This window comes from Luteococcus sanguinis (assembly GCF_039527675.1).
GTDB classification, from domain to species: Bacteria; Actinomycetota; Actinomycetes; order Propionibacteriales; family Propionibacteriaceae; genus Luteococcus; species Luteococcus sanguinis.
Map to the genome: position 1 here is coordinate 165,089 of NZ_BAAAKI010000003.1, position 22,838 is coordinate 187,926.

Consider the following 22,838-nt stretch of genomic DNA (forward strand, 5'->3'; position numbering starts at 1 on the left):
TGGCCGTGACCAGCGGCGACGCGGTAGGGACGCCCGCAAGGCTGCGCCCGCCGGTTTGTGGGAATCCCACAGTCGGTGGGCGAGTGCTGCTCAGTTGGAACTGGCGGAGCGCCGTTCCTTGGCACGGATCAGGTCGAGGGCGACGACGGCGCCGATGATGGACGCCTTGGCGTGGTCGGCCAAGCCAGGTGCGAACTGCGCGACGTAGCGGTTGTGGCCCAGGAACCAGGAGCCGAGCCCGGCGTAGTCGCGGGTGACCCGGCACACCAGTCCGGTCGGGCCCTGGACCTCGAAGTCGAACTCGAGCAGTTGCCCGGACAGTTCGTAGACCTCGCCGTTGGTGAGCTGCACCGTCAGGTGCTTGCTGAAGAAGGTGAACTGCTTGACCACCTCGCCGACCTGGTTGCCAGCCGCGTCGGACAGGTGGAAGCGGTCGCGACCGAAGTTGGGGACGTCGTCGATGCGCACCAGAACCGTCTGGTCGTCGTCCAGGACGGTCAACTGGCGCGACCCCATGAACATCCGTCCCAGGGCGGAGCCCTCGGTGACGATCTGCCCGACCACGGCGCCGTCCCGGTCACGGATCGCGAAGTCATTGCTCAGGAAGCTGGTGACCTGGTCGATGACCAGCAGGTCATGGTCGAGGATGCTCATGGCTCCATCATGACCTCGATCAGCCGAGCAACTACCATGGACCGACCCTGCATCCGTCCCAGAAGTTGGCCCGTGACCGAGTACGCACCCCTGCGCCTGAGCGCTCCCAGCAAGACCGACGCCGTCGTGGTCGAGACCCCTGTGGTGCTCGCCCCGATGGCGGGCATCACCAACGCCGCCTACCGGCAGTTGTGCGCCGAACAGGGCGCCGGTCTCTACGTCTGCGAGATGCTCACCAGCCGCGGCATCGTCATCGGCGACCGCAAGACCAGGCAGATGCTCACCTTCGCGCCGAACGAGACGATCCGCAGCGTCCAGACCTACGGCGTCGACCCGGCCACCGTTGCCGACGCCACCCGCAAGCTGTGCGAGGAGTATGACGTCAACCACGTCGACCTCAACTTCGGCTGCCCCGTCCCCAAGGTCACCCGCAAGGGCGGCGGCGGCGCGCTGCCGTGGAAGCAGGACCGGTTCCGCGCGATCATCCGCGCGGTCGTCCAGGCGGCCGACGCCTACGGCGTCCCGGTGACGATGAAGACCCGCAAGGGCATCGACGACGAGCACCTCTACTACCTGGACGCGGGGCGCATCGCGCAGCAGGAGGGCGCTGCCGCGATCTGCCTGCACGCCCGCACCGTCGGGGACGCCTACTCGGGCGAGGCCGACTGGGACGCGATCGCGAGGCTGGTGGAGCATGTGGACATCCCGGTGCTCGGCAATGGCGACATCTGGGAGGCCGCCGACGCGCTGGCGATGATGGAGCAGACCGGTGCTGCCGGCGTCGAGGTGGGGCGCGGTTGTCTGGGGCGTCCGTGGTTGTTCCGCGACCTGGCCGACGCCTTCGCCGGACGCTCCACGCAGACCCTGCCCACGCTGGGTGAGGTGGCGCAGATGGTCCGGCGACACGGTGAGCTGCTGGCGCAGATCATGGGGGAGCGGCACGGGCTGACCGACCTGCGCAAGCACATGGCCTGGTACTTCAAGGGCTTCCCGGTGGGCGGCGAACTGCGTCACGAGCTGGCGATGATCAGCTCCTTCGAGCAGCTGGACGTCCTGCTGGCCCAGCTGGACGCCGATGCGCCCTTCCCCCAGATAGAGCTCGGAAAGCCCCGCGGACGTCAGGGGACGCCGCGCAAGCACGTGATCCTTCCCTACGGTTGGTACGACGACACCTCCGGGCTCGACCTGGAGCTCGTCGACGACGACGCTGCCGGGTCAGGAGGTTAGGACGATGTGCACGGATGCGCTCCCCGAGCCTGTCGAGGGACACCCCGAGGTGATGCCCCGCGCGGTCGAGTGGGCCAAGACGATGCACGGCCACGGTGACGACCTCGTCACCGCCCACGCCGACACCCACGCCAGCTTCGCCGAGCCGGGGACGACGATCGGACGGATCCAGCGGCAGGAGCGGGAGCGCCTGCTGCTACGGCCCGGGGCGACCCTCTCGTCCGGCGCCGGGAACCGTGCCACCGAAGAGGAACCCGACGCCGAGCGCACCTGCTTCGAGCGGGACCGCGACCGGATCGTCCACTCACCGGCATTCCGTCGGCTGGCCGGCAAGACCCAGGTCGTCGTCTACCCGACCGACCACCAGCGCACCCGGCTGACGCACGCGATCGAGGTGGCGCAGGTGGCCACGTCCATCGCCCGCGGGATCGGGGCCAATGTGGCGCTGGCCGACGCGATCGCGCTGGGCCACGACTGCGGTCACGGGCCGGGCGGGCACGCGTCCGAGGACGCCTTCGACGCCTTCATCCCCGAGGGCTACGACCACGGGCCGTGGGGCGCGGACGTGGTGTTGACCGACCTGAACCTGTGCGCCGAGACCCTGGACGGCATCCGCAACCACTCCTGGAGCCGGCCCGCGCCGGGGACGATCGAGGGCGAGATCGTCAGCTGGAGCGACCGGATCGCCTACTGCGCCCACGACCTCGAGGACGCGATCCACGCCGGCATCGTGACGACCGCCGACCTGCCGCCCGAGGTGGCCGGGATCGCCGGGGTGGGGCGTCGGGCCCAGCTCGGAACCTTCATCCACGCGGTGATCCGCACCACGAACCAGACCGGACGGGTTGGCATGGACGCCGACACCGCGGCCGCGCTGGCGGCGCTGCGCCGGTTCAACTACGAGCGCATCTACACCCGTCCGGAGTCGCTGGCCCAGAGCCACGCGGTGGTCGAGGTGCTGCACGGCCTGGTGGGGCTGTACGTGAAGCGCCCCGAGCTGATGCCCGCCGATTACCGTCTGGACGACCTGACCCGTGGCGCGGTCACCTATGTCGGGGGGATGACCGACCGGTTCGCCTTCGACCAGGCAGAACAGCTCCTGGGCTGGGATCCGAGCCGGCTGCCCGTCGGCATCGGGCGCGGGGCCTGAGCTCCGTCATCAGTTGCAGCCAGCCGTCGGCATCGAGGACCGCGCCAACAGCTACGACCAGGTGCGCTACATCGTCCGCTCGGCCGCGGGCAAGATCGTCGCGCAGAAGACGATGCCCGTGCCGATCCGAACGCCGCAACGGGGATGCTGCACTCCGGCCGTGAGATCAAGACAACTCACGTCCGACGCTCTAGGGGTGCAGCACGCCCGCCAGGTCCGGTGGCAAGAGCTTCCCCTGGCACATCAGCCAGTTGGCGACCACGACGACGATCGTCTGCCCGGCCATGATCGCCACCAGCACCAAGACCTGCGCGGCACCGGCCTGCAGCGCCGACCCGCCGCCCAACAGCACGCCGATGAAGGCGCCGGGCAGGGTCACCAGGCCGACGGTGCGGGTCTGGTCGAGGTTGGGGACGAGTGCCTCGCGTGCAGTTCCCTCGCTGACCAGCCGGATCGCCGCGGCGCGGGCAAAGCCCAGGGCCAGCGCGGCTTCGAAGATGCCCACGCCGTCACGCAGAGCCGCGAACTGCCGTCGTCCGAACAGGGTGTGGGCGGTCATCATGTTGCCCACGACGATCCCCGCGATCGGGATCAGCGAGAGCGCATTGGGCGGCACCGTCCCGCTACCGAAGACGATCGCCAGCACCGGCACGATCCCACCGGCCATCGCCAGCGCCGTCCACGGCCAGGCGCGTCCCACGCCCGTGCGCTGCACCGTCGTCCGCACCGCCACCACGAACATCAAGGCGACGAACAGCGCCGCCAGTGCCAGGTGTTGCAGGGCCGCGACGATGATCGTCGAGACCACGGCCAACTGAATCACCGCCCGCAGACCGGCCACGACGATGTCGCGTTCCTGCCCAAGGCGGCCGACTCGGGAGACGACGACGGCCAGCGCCATCAGCAAGACCAGCGCCAACGCCAGATGCCAGGTCGGTTCGACGGTCACGGGCCCTCCTCAACGTCCGTGTTCAGACTAGTCGGGCGTGCCCGTAGAATCGCCCCATGGCTGGCCGGATCAACGACGAGGACATTGCACTCGTCCGGGAACGGGCCCGCATCGACGACGTAGTCAGCGCCTACGTCAACCTCAAACCCGCCGGCGGTGGCTCGCTGAAGGGCCTGTGCCCCTTCCACGACGAGAAGACGCCCAGCTTCCAAGTCACTCCGGCACGCGGCTTCTTCTACTGCTTCGGCTGCGGCGAGGGCGGCGACGCAATCACCTTCCTGCAGAAGATCAGCAACCTGACCTTCACCGAGGCGGTCCAGCAACTCGCGGACAAGGTCGGCATCGTGTTGCGCATCAGCGACGACGGCCAGCCCGCCCAGGAACCCGGCCTGCGGGTCAAGATCATGGAGGCGAATGCCGCCACCGCCGAGTTCTACTCGAAGATGCTGCTCAGCCCGGACGCCCTGACCGCCCGCCAGATGCTCGACGGACGCGGTTTCGACAAGGCCGCCGCCGAGCACTTCGGCGTCGGCTACGCGCCTCGCGGTGGACGGGAGCTGAAGAACCACCTCAACCGGCTGGGCTACCGCGACGACCTGCTGGTCAAGGCCGGCTTGATCCGCGATCACGGCCACGACTTCTTCCAGGGAAGGGTGCTGTGGCCCATCCGTGACTCCGGGTCGGCGGTGCTGGGTTTTGGCGCCCGCCGCCTCTTCGACGACGACCGGATGCCCGCCAAATACATCAACACCCCCGAAACCCCGGTCTACAAGAAGTCCCACGTGCTCTACGGGCTGGACCTGGCTCGGCGCAACATCGGCAAGAAGCAGCAGGCCGTCGTCGTCGAGGGCTACACCGACGTGATGGCCGCGCACCTGTCGGGCGTCGACACCGCCGTGGCGAGCTGCGGAACCGCCTTCGGCGACGACCACGCCCGCTTGTTGACCCGCCTGATGGGCTCGGGATCGCTGGCCGGCGAGGTGGTGTTCACCTTCGACGGTGACCAGGCCGGCCAGAACGCCGCGCTCAAGGTCTTCTCCGGCGACCAGAACTTCATCTCTCAGACCTATGTGGCGATCGAGCCCTCCGGCATGGATCCCTGTGACCTGCGTCTGGCCCAGGGCGAGGCGGCGGTCCGGGAACTGGTCGGCCGCCGGGTGCCGCTGTACCGCTTCGTGATGCAGAACACGCTCAAGGGCTACGACCTCGACCGCGCGGACGGTCGTCTGGCGGCCTTGCGCGCCGCGGCGCCGCTGGTCAGTTCGATCCGGGACACCTCGCTGGTCAGCGGTTACCTGCGCGAGCTGGCGACGATGGTCGGGATGGACGTCGACGAGGTGCGCCAGGAGGTCTCACGGGCGGCTCGTCGCAAGGCCCATGACCCGCGCGGCGCGCGGTCACACGTCGTCGCGTCTTCCGAGCCGGAAGTGCCCGCCGAGAAGCCGACCGGACTGCCATGGCCAGACCCCTCCGACCGGAACCTGCAGGTCGAGCGCGGGACGTTGAAGCTGATGCTGCAGTACCCGACGCTGTTCGACACCGCCTGGAATGGCGTGGTGGCCGACGACTTCGCCCACCCCGCCTACCACGCCGTGTTCGAGGCCATCACCCAGGTTCCATGGTCGCCGGAGCGTTGGGCCGACCAGGTGCGCGAAGCCACGACGGACGAGGTGGCCCGCCAGCTGGAGGTCGCGCTGCTGGTCGAGCCGGTGTTGCGGCAACCGGACGAGAAGTACGCCACCGCCTACACCTCGCGGCTGCAACTGGCGTCCACGACCAGGACCATCGCCGACTTGAAGTCGCGCCTGCAGCGCACCAACCCGGTCGAGAAGGCCAACGAGCACAAGGCCATGTTCAGCCAGCTGCTCGACCTGGAGGTGCGCCGCAAGGACCTGCAGCGCGCCACCGTCGGCGCCCTCGACTGAAACGGACCGGACTGAAGCACAGCTTCGTCGAGAGGTCACTCGTCAAGGGCAGCGGGTCAACTGGTGTTGTCCGAGTGCTGACTCCACAGGTTGGCCGGTGACGCTTTGCGAGGCCCCGGCTCCGCGGCAGGCTCTGCGACATGGACATGATCTCGGACGAGAAACTGCTGGCCGCCGACGAAGAGGTCGAGCTGGCGAAGGTGATCGAGGCGGGCGTGCTGGCCGGTGCCGCACTGGCCGGACGTTTTGACGGCGGGGACGCCAGCCACGACGAGCTGGTGCAACTGGTGCGCGAGGGGGAGCGGGCCTGGGAGAGGATGTTCCTGGCCAACCTGCGCCTGGTCTGGTCGATCGCGCGGCCGGTCGCGGCCCGGACCGCCACCAACCCCGAGGAGCTCTTCCAGGAGGGTTGCATCGGCTTGGCGGAGGGCATCCGGCGCTGGGACCAACGGATGGGGACGCGGTTCAGTGTGGTGGGTTGGAAGTGGATCCGCCACCACGTGCAGAACGCCGTGATCGCCCAGCAGGAGTCGCGCCGGACGCGCGGTGACCTGCGGGCGGCGGCGGAGGTGCTGGCGGTGCAGGAGCGCTTCAGACAGGCTGGGCAGGACCGATCGGTGGAGCAGGTGGCGCGCTCGTTGGGACGTGATCCGCTCCACGTGCTGCGGGTGGTGGAGGCCCGCCACGTCCCGCTGGGTGATGTGACCGACCAGTTGGCCGACGAGTCCGCGGCCGCACGGTTCGAGGAGGTGGAGACCTCGGCGCCGGACTGGATCTACCGCCTGCAGCGTGACGAGCGGGAGATTCTTCTGCTGCGCAATGGCTTCGCCGGGGAACCCCGAAGCTACGCGTGGTGCGCGAGGCACTTCAACACGTCCGCCTCCAGCATCAGACGGCTGGAGGAACGGGCGCTGCGTTCGGCACGGACCGCAGCCAGCTGGTCCCAGGCCCGCGATGTGGCCTGATCGGCTCAACTCTCATCGCTGGGTTGGACGCGGTGAGCCCTGCGGCAGAATGGGGGAATGCCGCTGTTTCGACGCAACCGCCCTGATACCGCCACCACCGATGGACTGGCCGAGGTGCTGGGGCATGAGCCGCGTGTTCTGGGCTGGGGGAGCGGGCCGAGGGTGCGGGTCGTGGCGCTTCCCGAGGGTTTTGCGTGGCAGGTGGGCGAGGACCCGTGGCGGGTCGTCGCGTGGGAGCAGGTGCGCACCGGCGGCTGGAAACAGGAGTCCAGCCAGATGTGGTGGCGTCTGGTGGATGGCAGCAGCGAGCAGTTGATGTTGGACGAGGAGAACACCTTCCCCACGGTCTTCCGGGACCGGGTGCAGGCCTCGATCGCCTTCCAGAGGCGGATCGAACTCAGTGGTGGGGAGGCCGTCGTCGTAGCCGCCCGTCGTGCCCCCGCTGCGACGGAGACCAAGCTGGTCTGGGACGTGATGCCACTGGGCGGCGCCAGCCTCGACGACCCGGCCGTTCGGTCCGAGGTGGACGATGCGTTGGCGGAGCTGAAGGCCGATTACGACATCTGAGTAGATCTCTGCTAACGTTTCTTCTCGCGCCGAGCGCTGATCCCCTGTAGCTCAATTGGCAGAGCATCTGACTGTTAATCAGAGGGTTACTGGTTCGAGTCCAGTCGGGGGAGCCATCAGAGGCCCGTTTGACAAGCAGGAATGCTGGTCGGACGGGCCTTTGTCTTGCCCTTGCATCCTTAGCGCATCCTTAGAGCGGCATGGAGAGGCGGCTGCGAAGCCTGGATCGGGCGCGTTCTCCCTGATCCGCTACGAGTTTTCCCACACTTCGGTGCGTGGAGCCGGCTCTCGTTCCCCGGTGCTGGCTCACGCCTCGGGCACGGACGGGTGGGTGTCGGCTTGGGGTGTCATGGAGCATGCGGAGAGTGGGATTGAGTATGGGAGGCCGGGGGCGCTGTTGAGCCTGCACGAGGCTGCCCTGGCCCTGGGCGTGAGCGTCGCGACCGTCCGGCGCTACATCGCGGACGGTCGGCTGGTGGCCAACCGGGTGGGGCCGCGCCTGATCCGAGTGCGTGCTGGAGACTTGGCGGCCGTGCACCGGTCCCTTCGGCCCGGGTCGTCAGCTGACCGACGGCTGGTTGCTGTCCATCTGCTGGCCATCGGACTCCTGCGTGCGGTGGCTCAGGCTGCCTACCTGTCAGCGCAAGGAGGCGAATCCGGCAGACGAGGTCTCTTCAGCCCTGGTTGATGAGGGCCTCGACCAAGTGCAGTACTTGCTCCGGGTTCAGGTTCGTGGAGTGGATTTGCTCGGCTGCCCCAGCCAGCCATGGACGTGCGGCTTCGTACCGGTCTATGGCTTGGAACCACCGTTCGACGGTCCCGATCTCGATGTTGTCGGTGATGATCCGGTGACGCAGGGTTTCGGGGTCGGCGTGCAGGACGATGTGCCGCTGTCGGATGCCGGCGACCTCGATGCTCAGGAAGATCTCGCGCGCTCACGCCTGCTTAAAGCAGGGTCACGGGGCAGACGATGTCGGTGCCATGGTGTTCGGCGAGTTGGATCGCGGTCTCTGTCACCAGGGCTCCCCATGCGGGCCAGGACTGGACGTCGTCGACTGGGTCTTGGATGCCGCGTCGCATCATGGAGCCCACTTCTTCAGGGTCGAAGAGGTCGAGGCCCTGCCTGCCCAGCTCCAGGTAGCAGTCACCCATCGGAACGTCGACGGCTCCGCCCTGGGTGTTGGTGCGCATTCTGGTCGACACGCCAGCGCCCCGGTCGAGCTTGGCAGGCGAAGATCACGAGTAGTAACCGCCGTTGCCCGTCTCGTCGCTGGATCCTGCTGGGGGTGGATGGCTGGAGTGCAGCAGTCGTTTAGCGTGGCGGGGTGAAGCATCCTCCTTCGCTGGATCTGGTCTTGGCGTCGGCTGCCGGGGTGCTGACTGCCGTAGAGGCAGGGGCTCTCCTCCCTCAGTACGGCCAGACGTGGTTCGTGCTGGCGTACGTGGCCGTGTGTCTGTGTTTGTCGGTGGCGCTGGCCTTGCGGCGGCTCCGTCGTCGTTCGATGTTCTGCACCTCCTATGCCTTGTGGCGTTGATGGGCATCGTCGTCTGGTCGGCGCCCGTAAACCTGGGGGTGAGCCCGCTGATCGTGTGCGCACCGTTGTCCCCGGCGGTGGTGGCCCGGAGGGAGTCGACTGCTTGGGGTGCGACGGCCCTGCTGATGGGACTGCTGGGGGTTTTGATCGCGCCGACCCACAGGATGCCAGCCCCCTCGTACGGGCTGGACGCGTTGATGGTGTTGGTGATGGCCGGGACCTATGTGTGGTGCACCGGTCGCCGTCGGGTGTCGCTGGACTACGACCGGCGGTTGGCGGAGCAGCGCGACGTGGTGGCCTAGGAGGCCGCAGCGGCGCAGGATCGGGCTAGGGCGGAGGAACGGTCCCGGATCGCGCGGGCCACCAAGAAGGGAAGCCCGGTCCAGGAGGGCATCCTGCTCGTCACCGCCAAGGTGACCCACAGCGGTCCAACCAGCAACCAGCTGGTCTGCACGGCGAACCTGACACGTGGCGACACAAATCGATGCATCCCGAAACTATGGACGCACTAGTGTTCGAATCCCGATAATGTCGCGCGCATAATCCCTAGTCAAACGCGAGAGACCGACCAGATTGATCCTCCTCGAGGTACTCACACCGGCCGACCTCGCGATGGTCTTCCACCCCATGCCCCGAGCCATGAGCTGCTGCGCGTGCTCACGTACCGGTCGGCGGTCCGGGAGCTTCCGGGGATGTCGCCTACCCGATAGAAGCTGCCTCGGGCACCCGCAGTCGCGCCCTTCAGAACCTGACCCCGGGTGCCCAGATGGCGTTCCAGGACGAGATCTGGCTGGTCGAGGCGCCTCGTAGACGTCCAGCGTCGGCGGGATCGGCTCGCCCGTCGTGGCCCTCCAACCACGACGACGGATCTGGCACATCGCACACGCACCACCCTGTGGTCTGGGCGGTGGGCCCAGCAGCGCTGGTGCCCTCCGATGAGGGTGTTGTCGCATGGGGCGAGTTGCAGCCGGACACCCAGCGTGCCGGCGAAACTGGCCGTCTGGGTCGAGGGTTTCCCGCTCCACTCCGCTGCGGTGCGGGACACGACCCTGGAAAGTGAGGATGTGCCACATGACGAGCAACAATGACACCCCGGTTCGGCGCCGGAGCTCGCCCGGGACAGAGGCCTGTGAGTGGTAACGCGTCAGATTCCCTCTTCCCTCTCGTCACCTGTCTCGAAGAACCGAGTCACGTATTCATCCGAACTCAAAGCGGATCTTCTCATGAGCGAAAATACCTCGGCCCCCGATTCGGGTGTCTCGAACAGCTGGAAGCACTGATAAATGCCGCAATTTACAAATGTGCTCGAATCGCAGTACTCGTCCAACTCCTGCTCAGCTTTCGCAATCGCTTCTTCAAAATCTCGCGCCTTCCATAAAGTGATCCGCTCCTCATACATCACGGTGCCGTCATCGAATACCACTCGCACCACACCTCTTACTGAGAACCAAGCCACCCCTTCCCCCCTCTATCGCAGACCTGTATCTAGCGACATCGTCTAACCAGCTAAACCTAGAGCATGATGAGAATATCCTGCCCGCCACCTGCTCCACCGGAATACCCCCAAGAGTAGCCCCAGCCTCGAGGAATCCTGGTAGCAATGCGCCGAGTACCCTTGCCCAGTCTGCCGCCCTTCCTATCGTTGCCCGTGCGCTGCTCCTATTGGCCTCCTTGTCCGCCTTGGCATTTGTCTTCGCCTCCTTCTTGTAACTCCTATAGTTCCTTCGACAATTTGCATCGCAGGGCAATCCCTTTCGCAAACGCTCGTATGCGCCTATTCCAGCTTGCGTGTATCCCACCCTGACGTTCTGGTTCCTCCCATTCAGATCGACACGATTGATCGGATCATTGGGGTACGCATAGGTAGTCTCATTGCCCCAGAAGACGGGATCGAAACTTTGTGAACAGGGCGGTGGTTTGGTTGTAGAGGCGGGCGCCCATGAGGGTGATGCCAAGGGCTTCGAGGGTGGCGCGTTCGTGTTGTCCGAGCCATCCGTAGCCGGTCCCTGCCGTCCAGCCGGTGTGGGTGGTGTGGGTGGCCGTATTTGGTCCAGTCCCTCCCGGCGTCTATCCCGTTGGCGGGGTTGGTGCCGTCGAGGGTGATGGTGGCGTTGATGTCCCCACGCAGCCCGGCCAAGGCCAACTCGGCGGTGGTGGTACCGCGCGTGGTGAAGGTGATGCCAAGTCCGTCGCCGGTCAACGACCCAAACCTGGTGGTGGTTTGGGTGCCGTCGCGGACCTCGACGGTCCAGGCGGGGTTGTCGGAGCTGTCGGTGTAGTGCCGCACCATGGTGCCCGTGACGGCACCGGGCACGACCACCACACCGACGGTGGTGTCCTGCACCACCCTGCGACCAGCCCTGTCCAAGGTGAACGTCGCCCGCACATCACCCTGCCTGGTCGACTGGGCAGCATCGGTGTCGAAGTAGCCGAGCACCATGTCACCACGGCCCGGGTTCGCCGTGTCCGCCGCGGGGATGCTGGTCTGCCGGCCGAGCGGGTCATAGGCGTAAGACCCTTGACCGTTCGCGCCGGTGACCGGCTGGTCAGCCCCGTTGTACTAGTCGTGGTGACCGCGCCAGTGTCACCACACGCCGGATTGGTCGCCCGGGTCTGGCTGGTGCGGTTCCCGTCCCGTCGAACCCGTACCCGCGCCGCACACACGCCACGGCGCCGTCAGGGCCGGGGTTGCCCGTGATGTCATCCACCCCGACCAGACGGCCGGCCTTGTCGTAGCGGTAGTACCGGTCCGACCGCACCGCCTGCATACCCGTCGTGGCGGTGTACGCGGACCCACCATCAGTGGACCACTCCCTCACCGTCCGAACCGCAGCATCCGAAGTCGCCGACCAACCAAACCACGGCTGGTCCTCCACGACGGCACCGGTATCGAGGTCAGGGCCAGGACACAGATGCAGTGGGTTCTCTCTCTGGCTGCACCAAGGTGACGTGGTGCGCGCGTACGCGCGAGACCATCCTCGCCTTCTTCGACCACCACGGCTCCAACTACGGCCCCACCGGGGCGACCATGACGCGTCGACCAGGACCAGCCGGTGCTCCGTAGGCTCAGCGCCCCCTCGACAATAGAAATGCTCCCAACCCCATAGCGAAGGCCACCAAGCCCAAGGCCAAGGATGCCGCTAGACTGCCAACCGAACCCTGAGCCGACAGCATCATTGAGAACAGCAGCAGGACCATTTGAATAATGAATATTCGTCCCGAATGCTCATACTCGTTCATATCCGAGAGTCTCGAGAGGCAAACTCCCGAAATAATCAATCCGACGGGAAGGAACGTAAGAAACTCCATTTGAACCCCCTACCAAGAGTACCTGGACCATCGCCGCCCACCAGTCTGACCCCACGTGCTCCGTGCGTTCGCTGCAACCCCACCAAAGTACTTCCATCGTCCTGCATTTCTATCGCGGCGTCGATAGGGCGACGGCCCCGGCTGACGCCATAGCCGCGCCACAACAGCCGGGAACCGACCAGGTCGATCGTGCCGACCAGCACCGTCGCGGCCGCCGGGTGACGCGGCCCTTCCGGGCGGCAGTCCATTCCCCCGCGAAGGACCCGTACCTCCAGCGGGCCGGCAGCATCCGGCGCGAGACGGGCCAAGGCCTGCGCGACCTCCACGACTGGTTCGGGCACCGTCGCCGGGGCCGCCACCGCGGTGGTGAATAGATCCGCCAGGCCATGCGCCAAGTTGCATGACGTGATGGCTCACAGTCTTAACGTGGTCAATGTGCAGGCCGCGACGGCGTTGGCGGTAGGTGACCCAGCCGGGGACCGGTCGGCGCTTGAGACGATCCGCGTCGTGAGCCGCCAGGCGCTGGCCGAGACTCGGTCTGTGGTGCACATGTTGCGCACCACAGAGACGATGGACGTCTCCGGGGATCTACGTGCTATCCCCGAGGTGGTGGGTCAAATCCAGGCAGCAGGGCTGCAGTTGGAGTGCCACGTGCCGGATTCGGCCGAGCTGGATCGCTGGCAGCAACAGTGGCCGGTCGCGACCCGGTTGGCGGTGGTGCGTATCGTGCAGGAGTCCCTGACGAATGTGCTGCGCCATGGCGGGCAGCGGGCCGTCCTCGCGCTGGAGGCTGATGGTCGCTGTGTTGTGGTGCGGGTCAACAACTGTCTACGTTCGGACGAGCAACCGCACACGCCCGGCTTCGGGCTGGTTGGGATGCGGGAACGGGTGGACCTTCCGACCAGCGGCGCGGTGGGGTTGAGGTTGCTGACCTGACCGTCACCAACCTCCCAGAATCCGAACACTGGCATACGGCAATAGAAGAGCCCATAACCCTGATCGCTGGCCACCACAGCCAGCCACTCGATACGTGCCACTCCGTGCACATCGACAATCTGTGGGAAGCCCCAACCACAAACGACGGCTACCACCTCGACCCCCGATCCCTACGGCTCGCTCCCATCCGCGGCATGAAGCGCTGGGAAGAGGACACTGGCAACCCGAAACTCACGATGCACGACCCGCCGGCTGGATCATCAAGGCGACCATCATGGGAGAGCTTCCCCCGCGTCGCAACAACCTCCCCTACGGCAACAATCCCAGAGCCCGCACACAGCGAGCTTGCCCTCAGTAGCAACCGTCCCATCCACACGGGCGATACCCACCCGAACTAGAGGAGCGAGCGGGCACGGCTATGACCACCTTGGTCCTACTGCTCGAGTACACAGACACGCTCGTGCGGGCGGTCTCCGCGCGCTTGGCCTGAAGCAAGGGCCTTACCCGCACCCACACCGAGTCCGACCTCGGCTCCGCTCGGGACGGCATGTTTGATGATCTCGATAAAGGCGGCGAAGCACTGGGCTCGGGTCGCGTAGAACGCTGCTACTGACCAGGTGGTGGGTCCGGTGGTGTCGGCGAATTCGAGGAGATGCGGAGGCGTCGACCGGATGCCAGCGCGCCGACCCGGGTCACCTCTTGTGTCTTCACGCCGCACCAGACCGATGTCGACACAACAGTCCCTCGATCCGCACGTTGGGTCATCTTGGATGCTGAACGGGGGCTGCTTGTTCCTGGTCTGCTGCTGTCGGAAGCTATGTCGGCGGCAAGCTGCCGAGATGCAGATGGTGCGGATACGTGGCTCGGAGCACAGGCAGGTACCCCTGCAGAGAGCTCAGCGGGCGTTGTGGGGCAGCGCTGATCCATTTGCTTCCCAGCCGGCTCAGGGCGGGCTGCGATGTCTTGCTCAGCGGTCAGCGCGTCGGGGATTTCCGGACTACGCGGGCCCGCAGCGATCAACGCGCCCGTCGGGCGGCCACCAGGGCCCAGACCGGCGAGGTCCTCCTGCCAGAACTGTTCTTGCGCCGGGTAAGGACCATAACGGGGAGTGTACCGGCCGAGCCGAGCCGCTAATGCCTCGATGCTCGGCGAGGGGCGGTCATCGATAAGGTGGACGTGTGAGTTCATGAGGTAACTAGGCTGACCGCTTCGCCATCTGGCGAGGTGGCCAGCCGGATCCGACCAGCTTCCCTCCAACGTCGCGTTTGCCGGGGAGCGTTGTCAGCATGTCCGATCCGGCCGTCGAGTTGAGTTCGACGGCACTGACCATGCGACTCGACGGTCCCTGCACTTCAGGAACTCTCGTGAACACCATCTCCTTTGTCCGGCACCAGCGCGCCTTGGCCGTGACAGCCACCGCCACCATCCTCACTTCTGCAGCTTTCGCGGTCCCCGTCTCCACGCTTTACCTGCTGGCGCGGGGCCCTGCCCGTAGCGGGCAACCTGGCTGCCGAAGATCTCCTCTACTCCTACGACGCCGTCGACCGCCCCACCGTGCTCACCGGCAACAGCGCCTACGTCAACGACTCCATCTACAGCGTCAGCGACAACTTCACCCGGATCACCTCCGGACCCGTCGTCGGCAAGTTCACCTGGCAAAGCCGCGACTACGGCCAGGCCACCGACCGCCTCACACGGCTGCGCCTCGATCGCGAGAACATCGCCAAGTGCCGCTTCGACGCGTAGCCGAAGCTGTTGCGCAGCAAATGGATCAGACAGGTCTGGACCTTCGCTGCTGGGAAGACCTGCCCGATACTGTCGGGCAGCCCCTTGAGCCCGTCGCAGACCATGAAGAACACGTCGGTGACGCCGCGGTTCTTCAACTCGGTCAGGCAGGCGGACCAGAACTTCGCCGACTCCCCGTCCCCGTTGCCGGGCCAGATCCCCAGGGTGGCTGCTCTCGGTCAGCGCCGCCAGCATCACGGAAACTGCCGGCTCGGCTGCTGAGTAGATGGTGCCCTGCGAGAAAACCTGCTCCTCGATCTGGGCCCACGCCGCTGACGCCTTGTCCACGTCCGAACTGGCAAGGAGGTCACGAAGCGCACCGCCGACCGCCGACGCGGTACCGGACGCCACAGAGTAGGTCGCCAGTCGATCTCCTCGCGGAGACACTCAACGACTACATTCACCACGTCAGTCGCCCCATGGCCCGCCTGGAACTCCGCGCGTACTTGGCGCGAAGAGATCCCGAGGGAGGTCCTGGCACCCCAAACACACGGTGCCCTCAACCCAATTCAGCCCGGCCCTTGATGTTGAGCCCGGAACGACTTGCGGGTGGTCGGGTCCCCCAATAGCCATTGCTTCAGGAATGCTAACGCCGCGTCTCTGCTCACGAAGATGCGGGCTGAACGATGATACCCGCGCTCGCTGTAGAACACCTCGCAATCCCCATTTCCTAGCTCAAGAAGGCAGTAGGTTTCGTTCCGATCGCCATCTATCGTAAAGGAGTCCGGGTCAACACCATGTTCAACTGCCCACGCGTCAATGGCAGTATCGAGATTCATGAAACCCTCACTAGTGCGCCGTGTTTGAGGCTGTAGAACGGTTGGCTTTGGTGAGGATTTCGTCGGCGGTCTTAGTCCAGACGAAGGGATGGCAGCGATCGTTCCAGCCGTTGACGAAGGCGCGGATCTTCTGGTTGAGATCCTTCACTGATCCGAAGGCACCGCGTTTGATGGCCTGCTTGTCGATGATCCCGAACCAGACTTCCACCAGGTTCAGCCACGACCCGCTGGTGGGGGTGAAATGGACGTGGATCCTCGGGTTGGCTTCGAGCCAGTCACGGACCTCGACCCGTTTGTGCGTGGCGTAGTTGTCCATCACCAAGTGCAGCTCCTGGTAGGGGTACGCGCGGGCGACCTGCTTGAGGAAGGCCAAGAACTCCTGATGCCGATGTCGGGGCTTGCACGCGCCGGTCACGTGCCCGGTGGCGATGTCCGAGGCCGCGAACAAAGTCGTGGTCCCATGGCGCACGTAGTCATGGGTACGGCGCTCGATCTGGGTGGGCTGCATCGGCAACGTCTTCTGCGTGCGGTCCAGAGCTGGGATCTGCGACTTCTCATCCACGCACAACACCACGGCCTTGTCCGGCGTCGCCAGGTACAACCCGACGGCGTCGGTGACCTTGGCGACCAGCTCGGGATCGGTGGAGAACTCGAACGTCCCACTGCGCCACGGCTGCACGCCGTACTCACGCCACGCCCGCACGATCGTCGCGTTCCCCACCCCGAGATGCGCGGCCAGAAGCCTGCTCGACCAGTGCGTCACGCCATACTTCTTCGGCGGCGGCTTCAACGTCGTGGCCACGATCGCTCGATGATCTAGGCGACGTGGCCGACCAGATCGGGGAGCATCAGCCAGGCCGGCCATGCCCCGCTCGGCGTAGCGCCTGCGCCACGTCAGCACCGTGTTCTTCGACACCTGCAGCTGCTCGGCGATCCGCTCGTTCGCGCCACCGTCCGCGGCCGCCAGCACGATCCGTGCCCGCAACACCGCACCCGCCTCAGCAGTCCGCGACCGCGTCATCGACTCCAACCGTGCACGATCACCCTCACGCAAACCCAGCGCCGGGGCAGGAGGATCAGCCATGACCAATTCTCCCAACCCTAACCATTCAATAAGTAACGACACGCCGCACTAGGGCCCCAGACTCCATCAGATTAGCCATTGAATCTGGGAAGAGATACTGAACCCATGGGGTGCCGCACGAGCCGATGCGGGACTATCCGATTAACAGTGTAAGTGGCGGTTTCTACTGGTGGGTGCTGGCCGCGGGCATGCGGTCAGCGAAGGTGGTGGCGAACGCGTTGAGCGCGGGCTTCCAGCGCATGCCCCAGCGGGTCTGACCGGTTCCCTTCGGGTCCAACGATCTCACGGTCAGATAGAGCGTCTTCAGCGCGGCCTGCTCGTTCGGGAAATGTCCCCTGGCGCGGACAGCCCTTCGGAACCGGGCATTGAGGCTCTCGATCGCGTTCGTGGAGCACACGACCTTGCGGATCTCCAGGTCGTAGTCCAGGAACGGTACGAACTCGGTCCAGGCATTGCGCCACAGCCGGATCATCGCCGGATAGGCCTTCCCCCACGTCTCCGCGAACTCCTCAAACGCGGTCTCGGCCGCCTCCACGCTTGGAGCCTCGTAGACAGGCCTGAGGTTCGCGGCGATCTCGGGCCAGTGCTTCTTCGACGCATAGCCGAAACTGTTGCGCAACAAGTGGATCAGACAGGTCTGCACCTTCGCCTCGCCGAACACGTTGCCGATGATGTCCGGGAGGCCCTTCAACCCGTCACAGACGACGAAGAACACGTCCTTCACACCCCGGTTCTTGAGTTCTGTGAGGCAGGCGAACCAGAACTTCGCCGACTCGCCGTCGCCGGGCCAGATCCCCAGAATGTCCTTGTGGCCGTCGAGGTTAACACCGATTCGTTCGCGTAGTAGGGCTGGTTGCGCACCTGCCCGTCGCGGACCTTGATCACGATCGCGTCGATGAAGACAGCGGCGTAGATCGGCTCCAACGGACCCTTCCTGGTGCGGCGGCGATCGAGCCACTCGCTGGAGTAGTCGCCGAAGATGATCGAGGGAGCCTGGACCTTCTTTGCTTGTTGATCGGCGGGGGAAATCCACTCCCCGTCGTCGATGAGTCGTTTCTCGCGACGCAGCCAGATGCGGGCGGCGTCCTTGTCATCGAAGGTTGTCCGGCCTCGATGCCGTTTCCCGTCGGGCCCCAGGTAGCTTGCTTGGTACTTGCCTGACGAAAGCTTGCGGAACGTGCCCCACTCTCGCCTGATCTCGCCCACTGGTGCCTCCGTCTCGTGCAACTACCGTGCAATTATAAGCGACAGTTGTGACCCTTAGTGCTCACTTGTGGACGGAGACTCCAAGGGGTGTGAGAGAGTGAACTTCCTAGTGGGGACGAATGCCTAGGCGTTTCCCCGAGTTCTCCCCAAAGGGCATGGGGTTGGTTTCGAGTCCAGTCGGGGGAGCCACCTGAAGGCCCATTGCCCAGCGGAAACGCCGGGGAGCGGGCCTTCACCTGTGATCGCCGTCTTGCCGCCGCTCGGCCGGGGCAACGGACAGGCCGATGGGGTTGCCTCGGGTGGCCGTGGGATACGGTGATGTGGAAGCCGACAGGTCGCCTCGCACAGCTGCTGGCACAGCCAAAGTGACAACATGCGGCCGCTTGCCAATCGAAGAGGTGTCTCGTGTCCCAACCCAACCAGATGGAGGGATCTTCTCCGACCATCTGGACCGTGGCAGGCCGTGCCGGGGTGAGCCACATGACGGTGGCCAGGTTCCTGCGCGGTGATCGGGTGCGGCCCGAGAACCACGAGAAGATCGAGCGAGCGATCGCGGAACTCGGTTATCGATTCAATGACACCGCCAGCGAGCTCGCGTCCCGGCAGCCCAGCCGAATCGGTGCCTTGGTCTTCGAGGTGGACGACTGGGCGCCGCAACGTCTCTTGGCGGGCGCTGCCGAGGCCGCACGTGAGACGGGCCACATTCTTGAGATGATTCGCGCCGATGTCCGCGACCCCGCTTCCTTCGACACGGCCCTGCTGATGATGAACCGAGCTTCGCTGGCGGGCGTCGTCATTCTGTCTCCCCCCGACCCAGTGCTCAAGCGTATGGATCTGGGGTCGCTCCAGACGCCCTGGATGATCGAGGTCGAGCCCCACATCCCGGAGGGGCACCCGCAGGCGCTGCAGCATCCGATCTCACAGGCTGTTGAACACTTGGCTCGCTTGGGGCACGAGAGGTTCTTCTTCCTTGGCGGGCCGTCTGAGTGGGCGTCTGGGCGTAACCGAGAGACGGCTTACCGTGCCACGGTCGCCTCCTTGGGGTTGGAGAACTGCGGCGTCACACGTGGGCCATGGGGCGCGCAAAATGGATACCAATCGATGCAGAGCTTCCCGCATGACCTCCGCCCGACCGCCCTTGTCGCGGCCAGCGACCAGATCGCGCTGGGGGCAATGGCGTGGATGCATGAGCGCGAGATCTCCATCCCCGGCTCGCTCAGCATCACGGGCTACGACGGCCTGCGGGACGCAGCCTTCTATTCCCCGCCCCTGACCACGGTGTCCATCGACTTCGAGGCGATGGGCCGCAGAGCCGTGCAAGCCCTCCTGGCGGGTGAGGGTGTGGGCAGCGGGCCCTCGCTCGATCAATATCCATTTGACGGGGAACTGGTGCCGCGAGCGTCCACCGCGCCACCTGCCTGATCCCACGACGCTCTTGTTACCGGTACCACAAATGGTCTACCCTCTGGTGTTATCGGTAACACCAAGCGATCCAATGGCGGAAGAAGGCTTACCATGGCACGTCCACAGACTGAAGGCGAATACCTCGCCACCTTGCGCACAGCCCCCGTGAGCGGGCTCTCCCGGCGCTCACTCCTGCTGGGGACGATGTCCCTGGGATCCATGGCCTTGGTTGGCTGTGGCGGCAACGGGTCAGGCAACGGTACCGGCGCTGGCGAGGTGACCTACGGCAACAACCAGGCCGACGAGGTGCCCCTGAAGGCGATCCAGGCGAACGTCGATGCCTTCCAGCAGAAGCATCCGGACATCAAGATCAAGATGAACACGGTCGCCCACACCACCTTCCAGGAGAACATCAACAACTATTTGCAGGGCTCGCCCGATGACGTGTTCGCGTGGTTCGCCGGCTACCGGGCCCGGTTCTTCGCCGACAAGGGGCTCGTGAGCGACATCTCTGATGTGTTCGCTGCCACCGAGGGAATCCCTGCCTCTTTGAAGAACGCTTGCTCCACTGCAGACGGCCGTCAGGTCGTGATGCCAGCCACCTACTACCCGTGGGTCGTCCAGTACCGCAAGAGCGTCTGGGAGAAGCGCGGATACGAGGTGCCCAAGACCCTCGACGAACTCAAGGCGTTGGGGGCTGAGATGGAGAAGGATGGCCTGGTCCCGTTCGCCATGGCCGACAAGGACGGTTGGGAGGCCATGGGCCTGTTCGACATCCTGAACATGCGACTGAACGGCTATCCGTTCCACATCGAGTTGATGTCGGGCAAGCAGGACTGGTCCCAGAAGAAGGTGCAGGACGTGTTCGACCTGTGGCGTGGGCTGCTGCCCCTCCACCAGCCGGACGCGCTCGGGCGTAGCTGGCAGGAGGCCGCGCGCTCGCTGCAGAAGGGCACGACGGGCATGTACTACCTCGGCACCTTCATGGCCCAGCAGTTCCCGGCCGGCAAGGAGCAGGAGGACCTCGACTTCTTCGTCTTCCCGGAGATCGACAGCACAATCGGAGCTGGCGCGATCGAAGCGCCGACCGACGGCTTCATGCTGAGCCGACGACCCAAGAACGAGAAGGGTGCCAAGACCTTCCTGTCCTACATGGGCAGCGCCGAGGCGCAGATGACGAATGTGCAGGCCGATCCGTCCGCCATCGCGGTGAACGAGAAGGCGGACACGACCAAGTACACCTCGCTCCAGAAGCGCATGCTTGAGGTGATGAAGGGCGCGACCGATGTGGCGCAATTCCTTGATCGTGACTCTCGCCCTGATTTTGCCTCGACGGTCATGGGCCCGGCCCTCCAGGGCTTCCTGAAGAACCCCAACGACGTTGCTTCGATGTTGTCCAAGGTGGAGTCCCAGCGGAAGTCGATCTTCGCATCATGACCACCCAGGCCGTTGCGAAGCCGCGACGCGGCAAAGGTCTCAAACTCTCGGGCCGTGACCGTGTCACGGTCGTGCTGATGATGCTCATCCCGACTCTGTTCGCCGCAACGCTGGTGTGGTTGCCAGCCATTGCGTCGGTCATGCTGTCGTTCTTCAACTGGGACGGGTTCGGCCCGGTCACCGAAGCCCAACCCGTCGGATTCAGGTGGTACCAAGAGGCGGCCACCATCTACCCAGCGTTCTGGCCAGCCATTCGGCACAACTTGATCTGGCTCGCGGCGCTGTTCCTCATCGCCACTCCCATCGGCATCTTGTGCGCCGTTCTCATCGACCGGGAGACCCAGCACACCAAGTTCTACCAAACCGCCCTCTATCTCCCAGTCGTGCTCTCGATGGCGCTGATCGGTTTCGTGTGGCAACTGGTGTTCAGCCGCGACCAGGGCCTGCTCAACACCATCCTCGGGACGTCCATCGACTGGTACGGCGATTCTCGCTACAACCTGTGGGCGGCGCTCATCGCCACCAGTTGGCGACATGTCGGCTACGTCATGCTGCTCTACCTGGCGGGATTGAAGGGTGTCGACCCGGCGCTGAAGGAAGCCGCATCGATCGACGGCGCCTCCGAGGTCAGGACCTTCTTCCAGGTCGTGTTCCCGGTGATGTTCCCCATCAACGTCGTGGTCCTGGTGATCACATTCATCGACTCGCTACGCGCCTTCGACCTGGTTTGGGTCATCAACCGTGGACGCAACGGCCTCGAACTCCTGGCCAGCGAGGTGACCCGCAACATCGTCGGTGAGGCACAGCGCATCGGTTTCGGCTCGGCACTGGCCACCATCATGCTGATCATCTCCAGCGTGTTCATCGTCATCTATCTGAGGATCGTCCTGAAGGAGGACCGATGAGCCAGGAGAGTCCTGTCAACCTGCCCGACCTGACCGCTTCGCGGCCTGTTGGTCGAGTTCACGAAGCGCAAGAAGCGGCCAGCCAGGCGAGCAGCGTCGATCCAGGTGCCGAGCGTCATCGTCCCTGGACCAAGGGACGGGTTCTGACCCACGCATTCCTGGGCACCATGGCCGTCCTGTGGCTGTTCCCCTTGCTCTACGCCGTGCTGGCCTCGATGCGGAGCTATGACTACACGTCAACCCATGGCTACCTGAGCTTCGGGGGATTCACCTTCTCGAACTACACCAAGGCCTGGGAGGCCGGAGCTTTTGGGCACAAGTTCGTGAATTCGGCCATCATCACGATCCCGGCCGTGGCGATCACGCTGTTCTTGGCGTGCATGGTCGCCTTCGTCATTGCCCGTTTCAACTGGAAGTTCAACACCATCATGCTGGCGCTGTTCCTGGTGGGCAATTTGCTTCCACCGCAGGCACTGCTGATCCCGGTCTTCAAAATTTTCCAAAAGATCGAGGTGCCGTTCTGGCTGTCCGAGTCCGGCACGCTGTTGAACACGCACTTCGGGTTGATCCTGGTCAACGTGGCCTTCCAGCTCGGGTTCTGCACCTTCGTCCTGAGCAACTTCATGAAGGCACTGCCGAAGGAGATCTACGAATCGGCCCAAGTGGATGGAACCAGCTTGTGGGGGCAGTTCTGGCGCCTCACGCTTCCCCTGTGCCGGCCTTCCTTGGCAGCTCTGGCCACCTTGGAGACGACGTGGATCTACAACGAGTTCTTCTGGGCGACCGTGCTGCTGCAGAGCGGTGACAAGTTCCCGATCACGAGCTCGTTGACCAACCTTGCGGGCACATTCTTCACCGACAACAATCTGGTGGCTGCCGGGTCGCTGATCATCGCGCTACCCACGCTGATCATCTACTTCGCCCTGCAGAAGCACTTCGTCTCAGGTTTGACCATGGGTGCCACCAAGGGCTGACCAGCCATCGGCATCTACACATCCATCCGTCGGCCACGCTGCCCTGT

At 65.1% G+C, this 22,838-nt stretch carries 21 protein-coding genes, 1 tRNA gene and 3 pseudogenes; 15 read left to right on the forward strand and 10 right to left on the reverse strand.

The window, feature by feature from the left end:
* Positions 1–90 precede the first annotated feature (90 nt).
* Positions 91–654 carry an LURP-one-related/scramblase family protein gene (locus ABD089_RS03050; protein ID WP_343884734.1) on the reverse strand — a complete coding sequence of 188 codons (564 nt, stop codon included), beginning with the start codon at positions 652–654 and terminating at the stop codon, positions 91–93.
* Positions 655–690: 36 nt separating this feature from the next.
* Between ABD089_RS03050 and dusB the strand changes: the two genes are divergently transcribed.
* The gene (dusB, locus tag ABD089_RS03055) at positions 691–1,881 is read left to right on the forward strand and encodes a tRNA dihydrouridine synthase DusB (protein WP_386769408.1); all 1,191 of its coding nucleotides are present in this window, start codon (positions 691–693) and stop codon (positions 1,879–1,881) included.
* An 82-nt stretch (positions 1,882–1,963) separates the two neighbouring features.
* Positions 1,964–3,031 carry an HD domain-containing protein gene (locus ABD089_RS03060; protein WP_343884855.1) on the forward strand — a complete coding sequence of 356 codons (1,068 nt, stop codon included), beginning with the start codon at positions 1,964–1,966 and terminating at the stop codon, positions 3,029–3,031.
* Positions 3,032–3,221: 190 nt separating this feature from the next.
* Here the strand turns inward: ABD089_RS03060 and ABD089_RS03065 are convergent, their stop codons facing one another.
* A complete protein-coding gene (locus ABD089_RS03065) occupies positions 3,222–3,980 on the reverse strand; it encodes an ABC transporter permease (protein ID WP_343884736.1) in 759 nt (252 codons plus the stop codon).
* A 56-nt stretch (positions 3,981–4,036) separates the two neighbouring features.
* Here ABD089_RS03065 and dnaG point away from each other — a divergent pair, with 56 nt between their 5' ends.
* The 5 genes from dnaG (at position 4,037) to ABD089_RS13780 (ending at position 8,125) form a co-directional block, all read left to right on the forward strand.
* Positions 4,037–5,905: a DNA primase gene (dnaG, locus tag ABD089_RS03070; protein ID WP_343884737.1), complete on the forward strand. Its 1,869-nt coding sequence runs from the start codon at positions 4,037–4,039 to the stop codon at positions 5,903–5,905.
* 140 nt (positions 5,906–6,045) lie between these two features.
* Positions 6,046–6,870 (forward strand): sigma-70 family RNA polymerase sigma factor, encoded by an 825-nt coding sequence (locus tag ABD089_RS03075; protein ID WP_343884738.1) that lies wholly within the window; start codon positions 6,046–6,048, stop codon positions 6,868–6,870.
* Positions 6,871–6,927: 57 nt separating this feature from the next.
* Positions 6,928–7,437, forward strand: a complete 510-nt coding sequence (locus tag ABD089_RS03080) for a hypothetical protein (RefSeq protein WP_343884739.1) — start codon at positions 6,928–6,930, stop codon at positions 7,435–7,437.
* A 40-nt stretch (positions 7,438–7,477) separates the two neighbouring features.
* Positions 7,478–7,553 (forward strand) — tRNA-Asn (locus ABD089_RS03085).
* Positions 7,554–7,786: 233 nt separating this feature from the next.
* Positions 7,787–8,125: an excisionase family DNA-binding protein gene (locus ABD089_RS13780; protein WP_386769404.1), complete on the forward strand. Its 339-nt coding sequence runs from the start codon at positions 7,787–7,789 to the stop codon at positions 8,123–8,125.
* Positions 8,126–8,382: 257 nt separating this feature from the next.
* Here ABD089_RS13780 and ABD089_RS03090 read toward each other — a convergent pair whose 3' ends face one another.
* Positions 8,383–8,628, reverse strand: a complete 246-nt coding sequence (locus ABD089_RS03090; protein ID WP_343884740.1) for a hypothetical protein — start codon at positions 8,626–8,628, stop codon at positions 8,383–8,385.
* 134 nt (positions 8,629–8,762) lie between these two features.
* Between ABD089_RS03090 and ABD089_RS03095 the strand changes: the two genes are divergently transcribed.
* Together ABD089_RS03095 and ABD089_RS03100 are read left to right on the forward strand one after the other, a co-directional pair.
* Entirely contained in the window at positions 8,763–8,972 is a 210-nt protein-coding gene (locus ABD089_RS03095; protein ID WP_343884741.1) for a hypothetical protein, read from the forward strand.
* 164 nt (positions 8,973–9,136) lie between these two features.
* Entirely contained in the window at positions 9,137–9,274 is a 138-nt protein-coding gene (locus tag ABD089_RS03100) for a hypothetical protein (protein WP_343884742.1), read from the forward strand.
* Between the two features lie 842 nt (positions 9,275–10,116).
* On the opposite strand, the gene ABD089_RS03105 is transcribed toward ABD089_RS03100, so the two are convergent.
* Together ABD089_RS03105 and ABD089_RS03110 are read right to left on the reverse strand one after the other, a co-directional pair.
* A complete protein-coding gene (locus ABD089_RS03105; protein ID WP_386769402.1) occupies positions 10,117–10,395 on the reverse strand; it encodes a hypothetical protein in 279 nt (92 codons plus the stop codon).
* A 399-nt stretch (positions 10,396–10,794) separates the two neighbouring features.
* Entirely contained in the window at positions 10,795–11,409 is a 615-nt protein-coding gene (locus ABD089_RS03110) for a hypothetical protein (RefSeq protein ID WP_343884744.1), read from the reverse strand.
* Between the two features lie 1,277 nt (positions 11,410–12,686).
* Here ABD089_RS03110 and ABD089_RS03115 point away from each other — a divergent pair.
* Both ABD089_RS03115 and ABD089_RS03120 read left to right on the forward strand, forming a co-directional pair.
* On the forward strand, positions 12,687–13,217 hold the full coding sequence (locus ABD089_RS03115; RefSeq protein WP_343884856.1) for a sensor histidine kinase: 531 nt from the start codon (positions 12,687–12,689) through the stop codon (positions 13,215–13,217).
* A gap of 1,554 nt (positions 13,218–14,771) precedes the next feature.
* Positions 14,772–14,963 carry a hypothetical protein gene (locus ABD089_RS03120; protein WP_343884745.1) on the forward strand — a complete coding sequence of 64 codons (192 nt, stop codon included), beginning with the start codon at positions 14,772–14,774 and terminating at the stop codon, positions 14,961–14,963.
* Here the strand turns inward: ABD089_RS03120 and ABD089_RS03125 are convergent.
* From ABD089_RS03125 to ABD089_RS13895, 5 genes and pseudogenes are all read right to left on the reverse strand, one after another.
* Positions 14,948–15,166 (reverse strand): annotated as a pseudogene (locus ABD089_RS03125) (transposase); the annotation flags it as partial. The gene ABD089_RS03120 and the pseudogene ABD089_RS03125 overlap by 16 nt on opposite strands.
* Before the next feature lie 345 nt (positions 15,167–15,511).
* Complete coding sequence (locus ABD089_RS03130; RefSeq protein WP_343884746.1) at positions 15,512–15,781, reverse strand: ubiquitin family protein; 270 nt, start codon at positions 15,779–15,781, stop codon at positions 15,512–15,514.
* A 10-nt stretch (positions 15,782–15,791) separates the two neighbouring features.
* On the reverse strand, positions 15,792–16,865 hold the full coding sequence (locus tag ABD089_RS03135; RefSeq protein WP_343884747.1) for an IS630 family transposase: 1,074 nt from the start codon (positions 16,863–16,865) through the stop codon (positions 15,792–15,794).
* 163 nt (positions 16,866–17,028) lie between these two features.
* Positions 17,029–17,792 (reverse strand): annotated as a pseudogene (locus ABD089_RS03140) (IS256 family transposase); the annotation flags it as partial.
* Between the two features lie 126 nt (positions 17,793–17,918).
* A pseudogene (locus tag ABD089_RS13895) lies at positions 17,919–18,071 on the reverse strand (hypothetical protein); the annotation flags it as partial.
* Positions 18,072–18,524: 453 nt separating this feature from the next.
* Here ABD089_RS13895 and ABD089_RS03145 point away from each other — a divergent pair.
* The 4 genes from ABD089_RS03145 to ABD089_RS03160 all read left to right on the forward strand — a co-directional run bounded on the left by ABD089_RS03145 (position 18,525) and on the right by ABD089_RS03160 (position 22,791).
* A complete protein-coding gene (locus ABD089_RS03145; RefSeq protein ID WP_343884748.1) occupies positions 18,525–19,493 on the forward strand; it encodes a LacI family DNA-binding transcriptional regulator in 969 nt (322 codons plus the stop codon).
* A 93-nt stretch (positions 19,494–19,586) separates the two neighbouring features.
* The gene (locus ABD089_RS03150; protein WP_343884749.1) at positions 19,587–20,912 is read left to right on the forward strand and encodes an ABC transporter substrate-binding protein; all 1,326 of its coding nucleotides are present in this window, start codon (positions 19,587–19,589) and stop codon (positions 20,910–20,912) included.
* Entirely contained in the window at positions 20,909–21,817 is a 909-nt protein-coding gene (locus tag ABD089_RS03155; RefSeq protein ID WP_343884750.1) for a carbohydrate ABC transporter permease, read from the forward strand. Before ABD089_RS03150 ends, ABD089_RS03155 begins: the two co-directional genes overlap by 4 nt.
* The gene (locus ABD089_RS03160) at positions 21,814–22,791 is read left to right on the forward strand and encodes a carbohydrate ABC transporter permease (RefSeq protein ID WP_343884751.1); all 978 of its coding nucleotides are present in this window, start codon (positions 21,814–21,816) and stop codon (positions 22,789–22,791) included. The genes ABD089_RS03155 and ABD089_RS03160 overlap by 4 nt, the downstream gene beginning before the upstream one ends.
* Positions 22,792–22,838 lie beyond the last annotated feature (47 nt).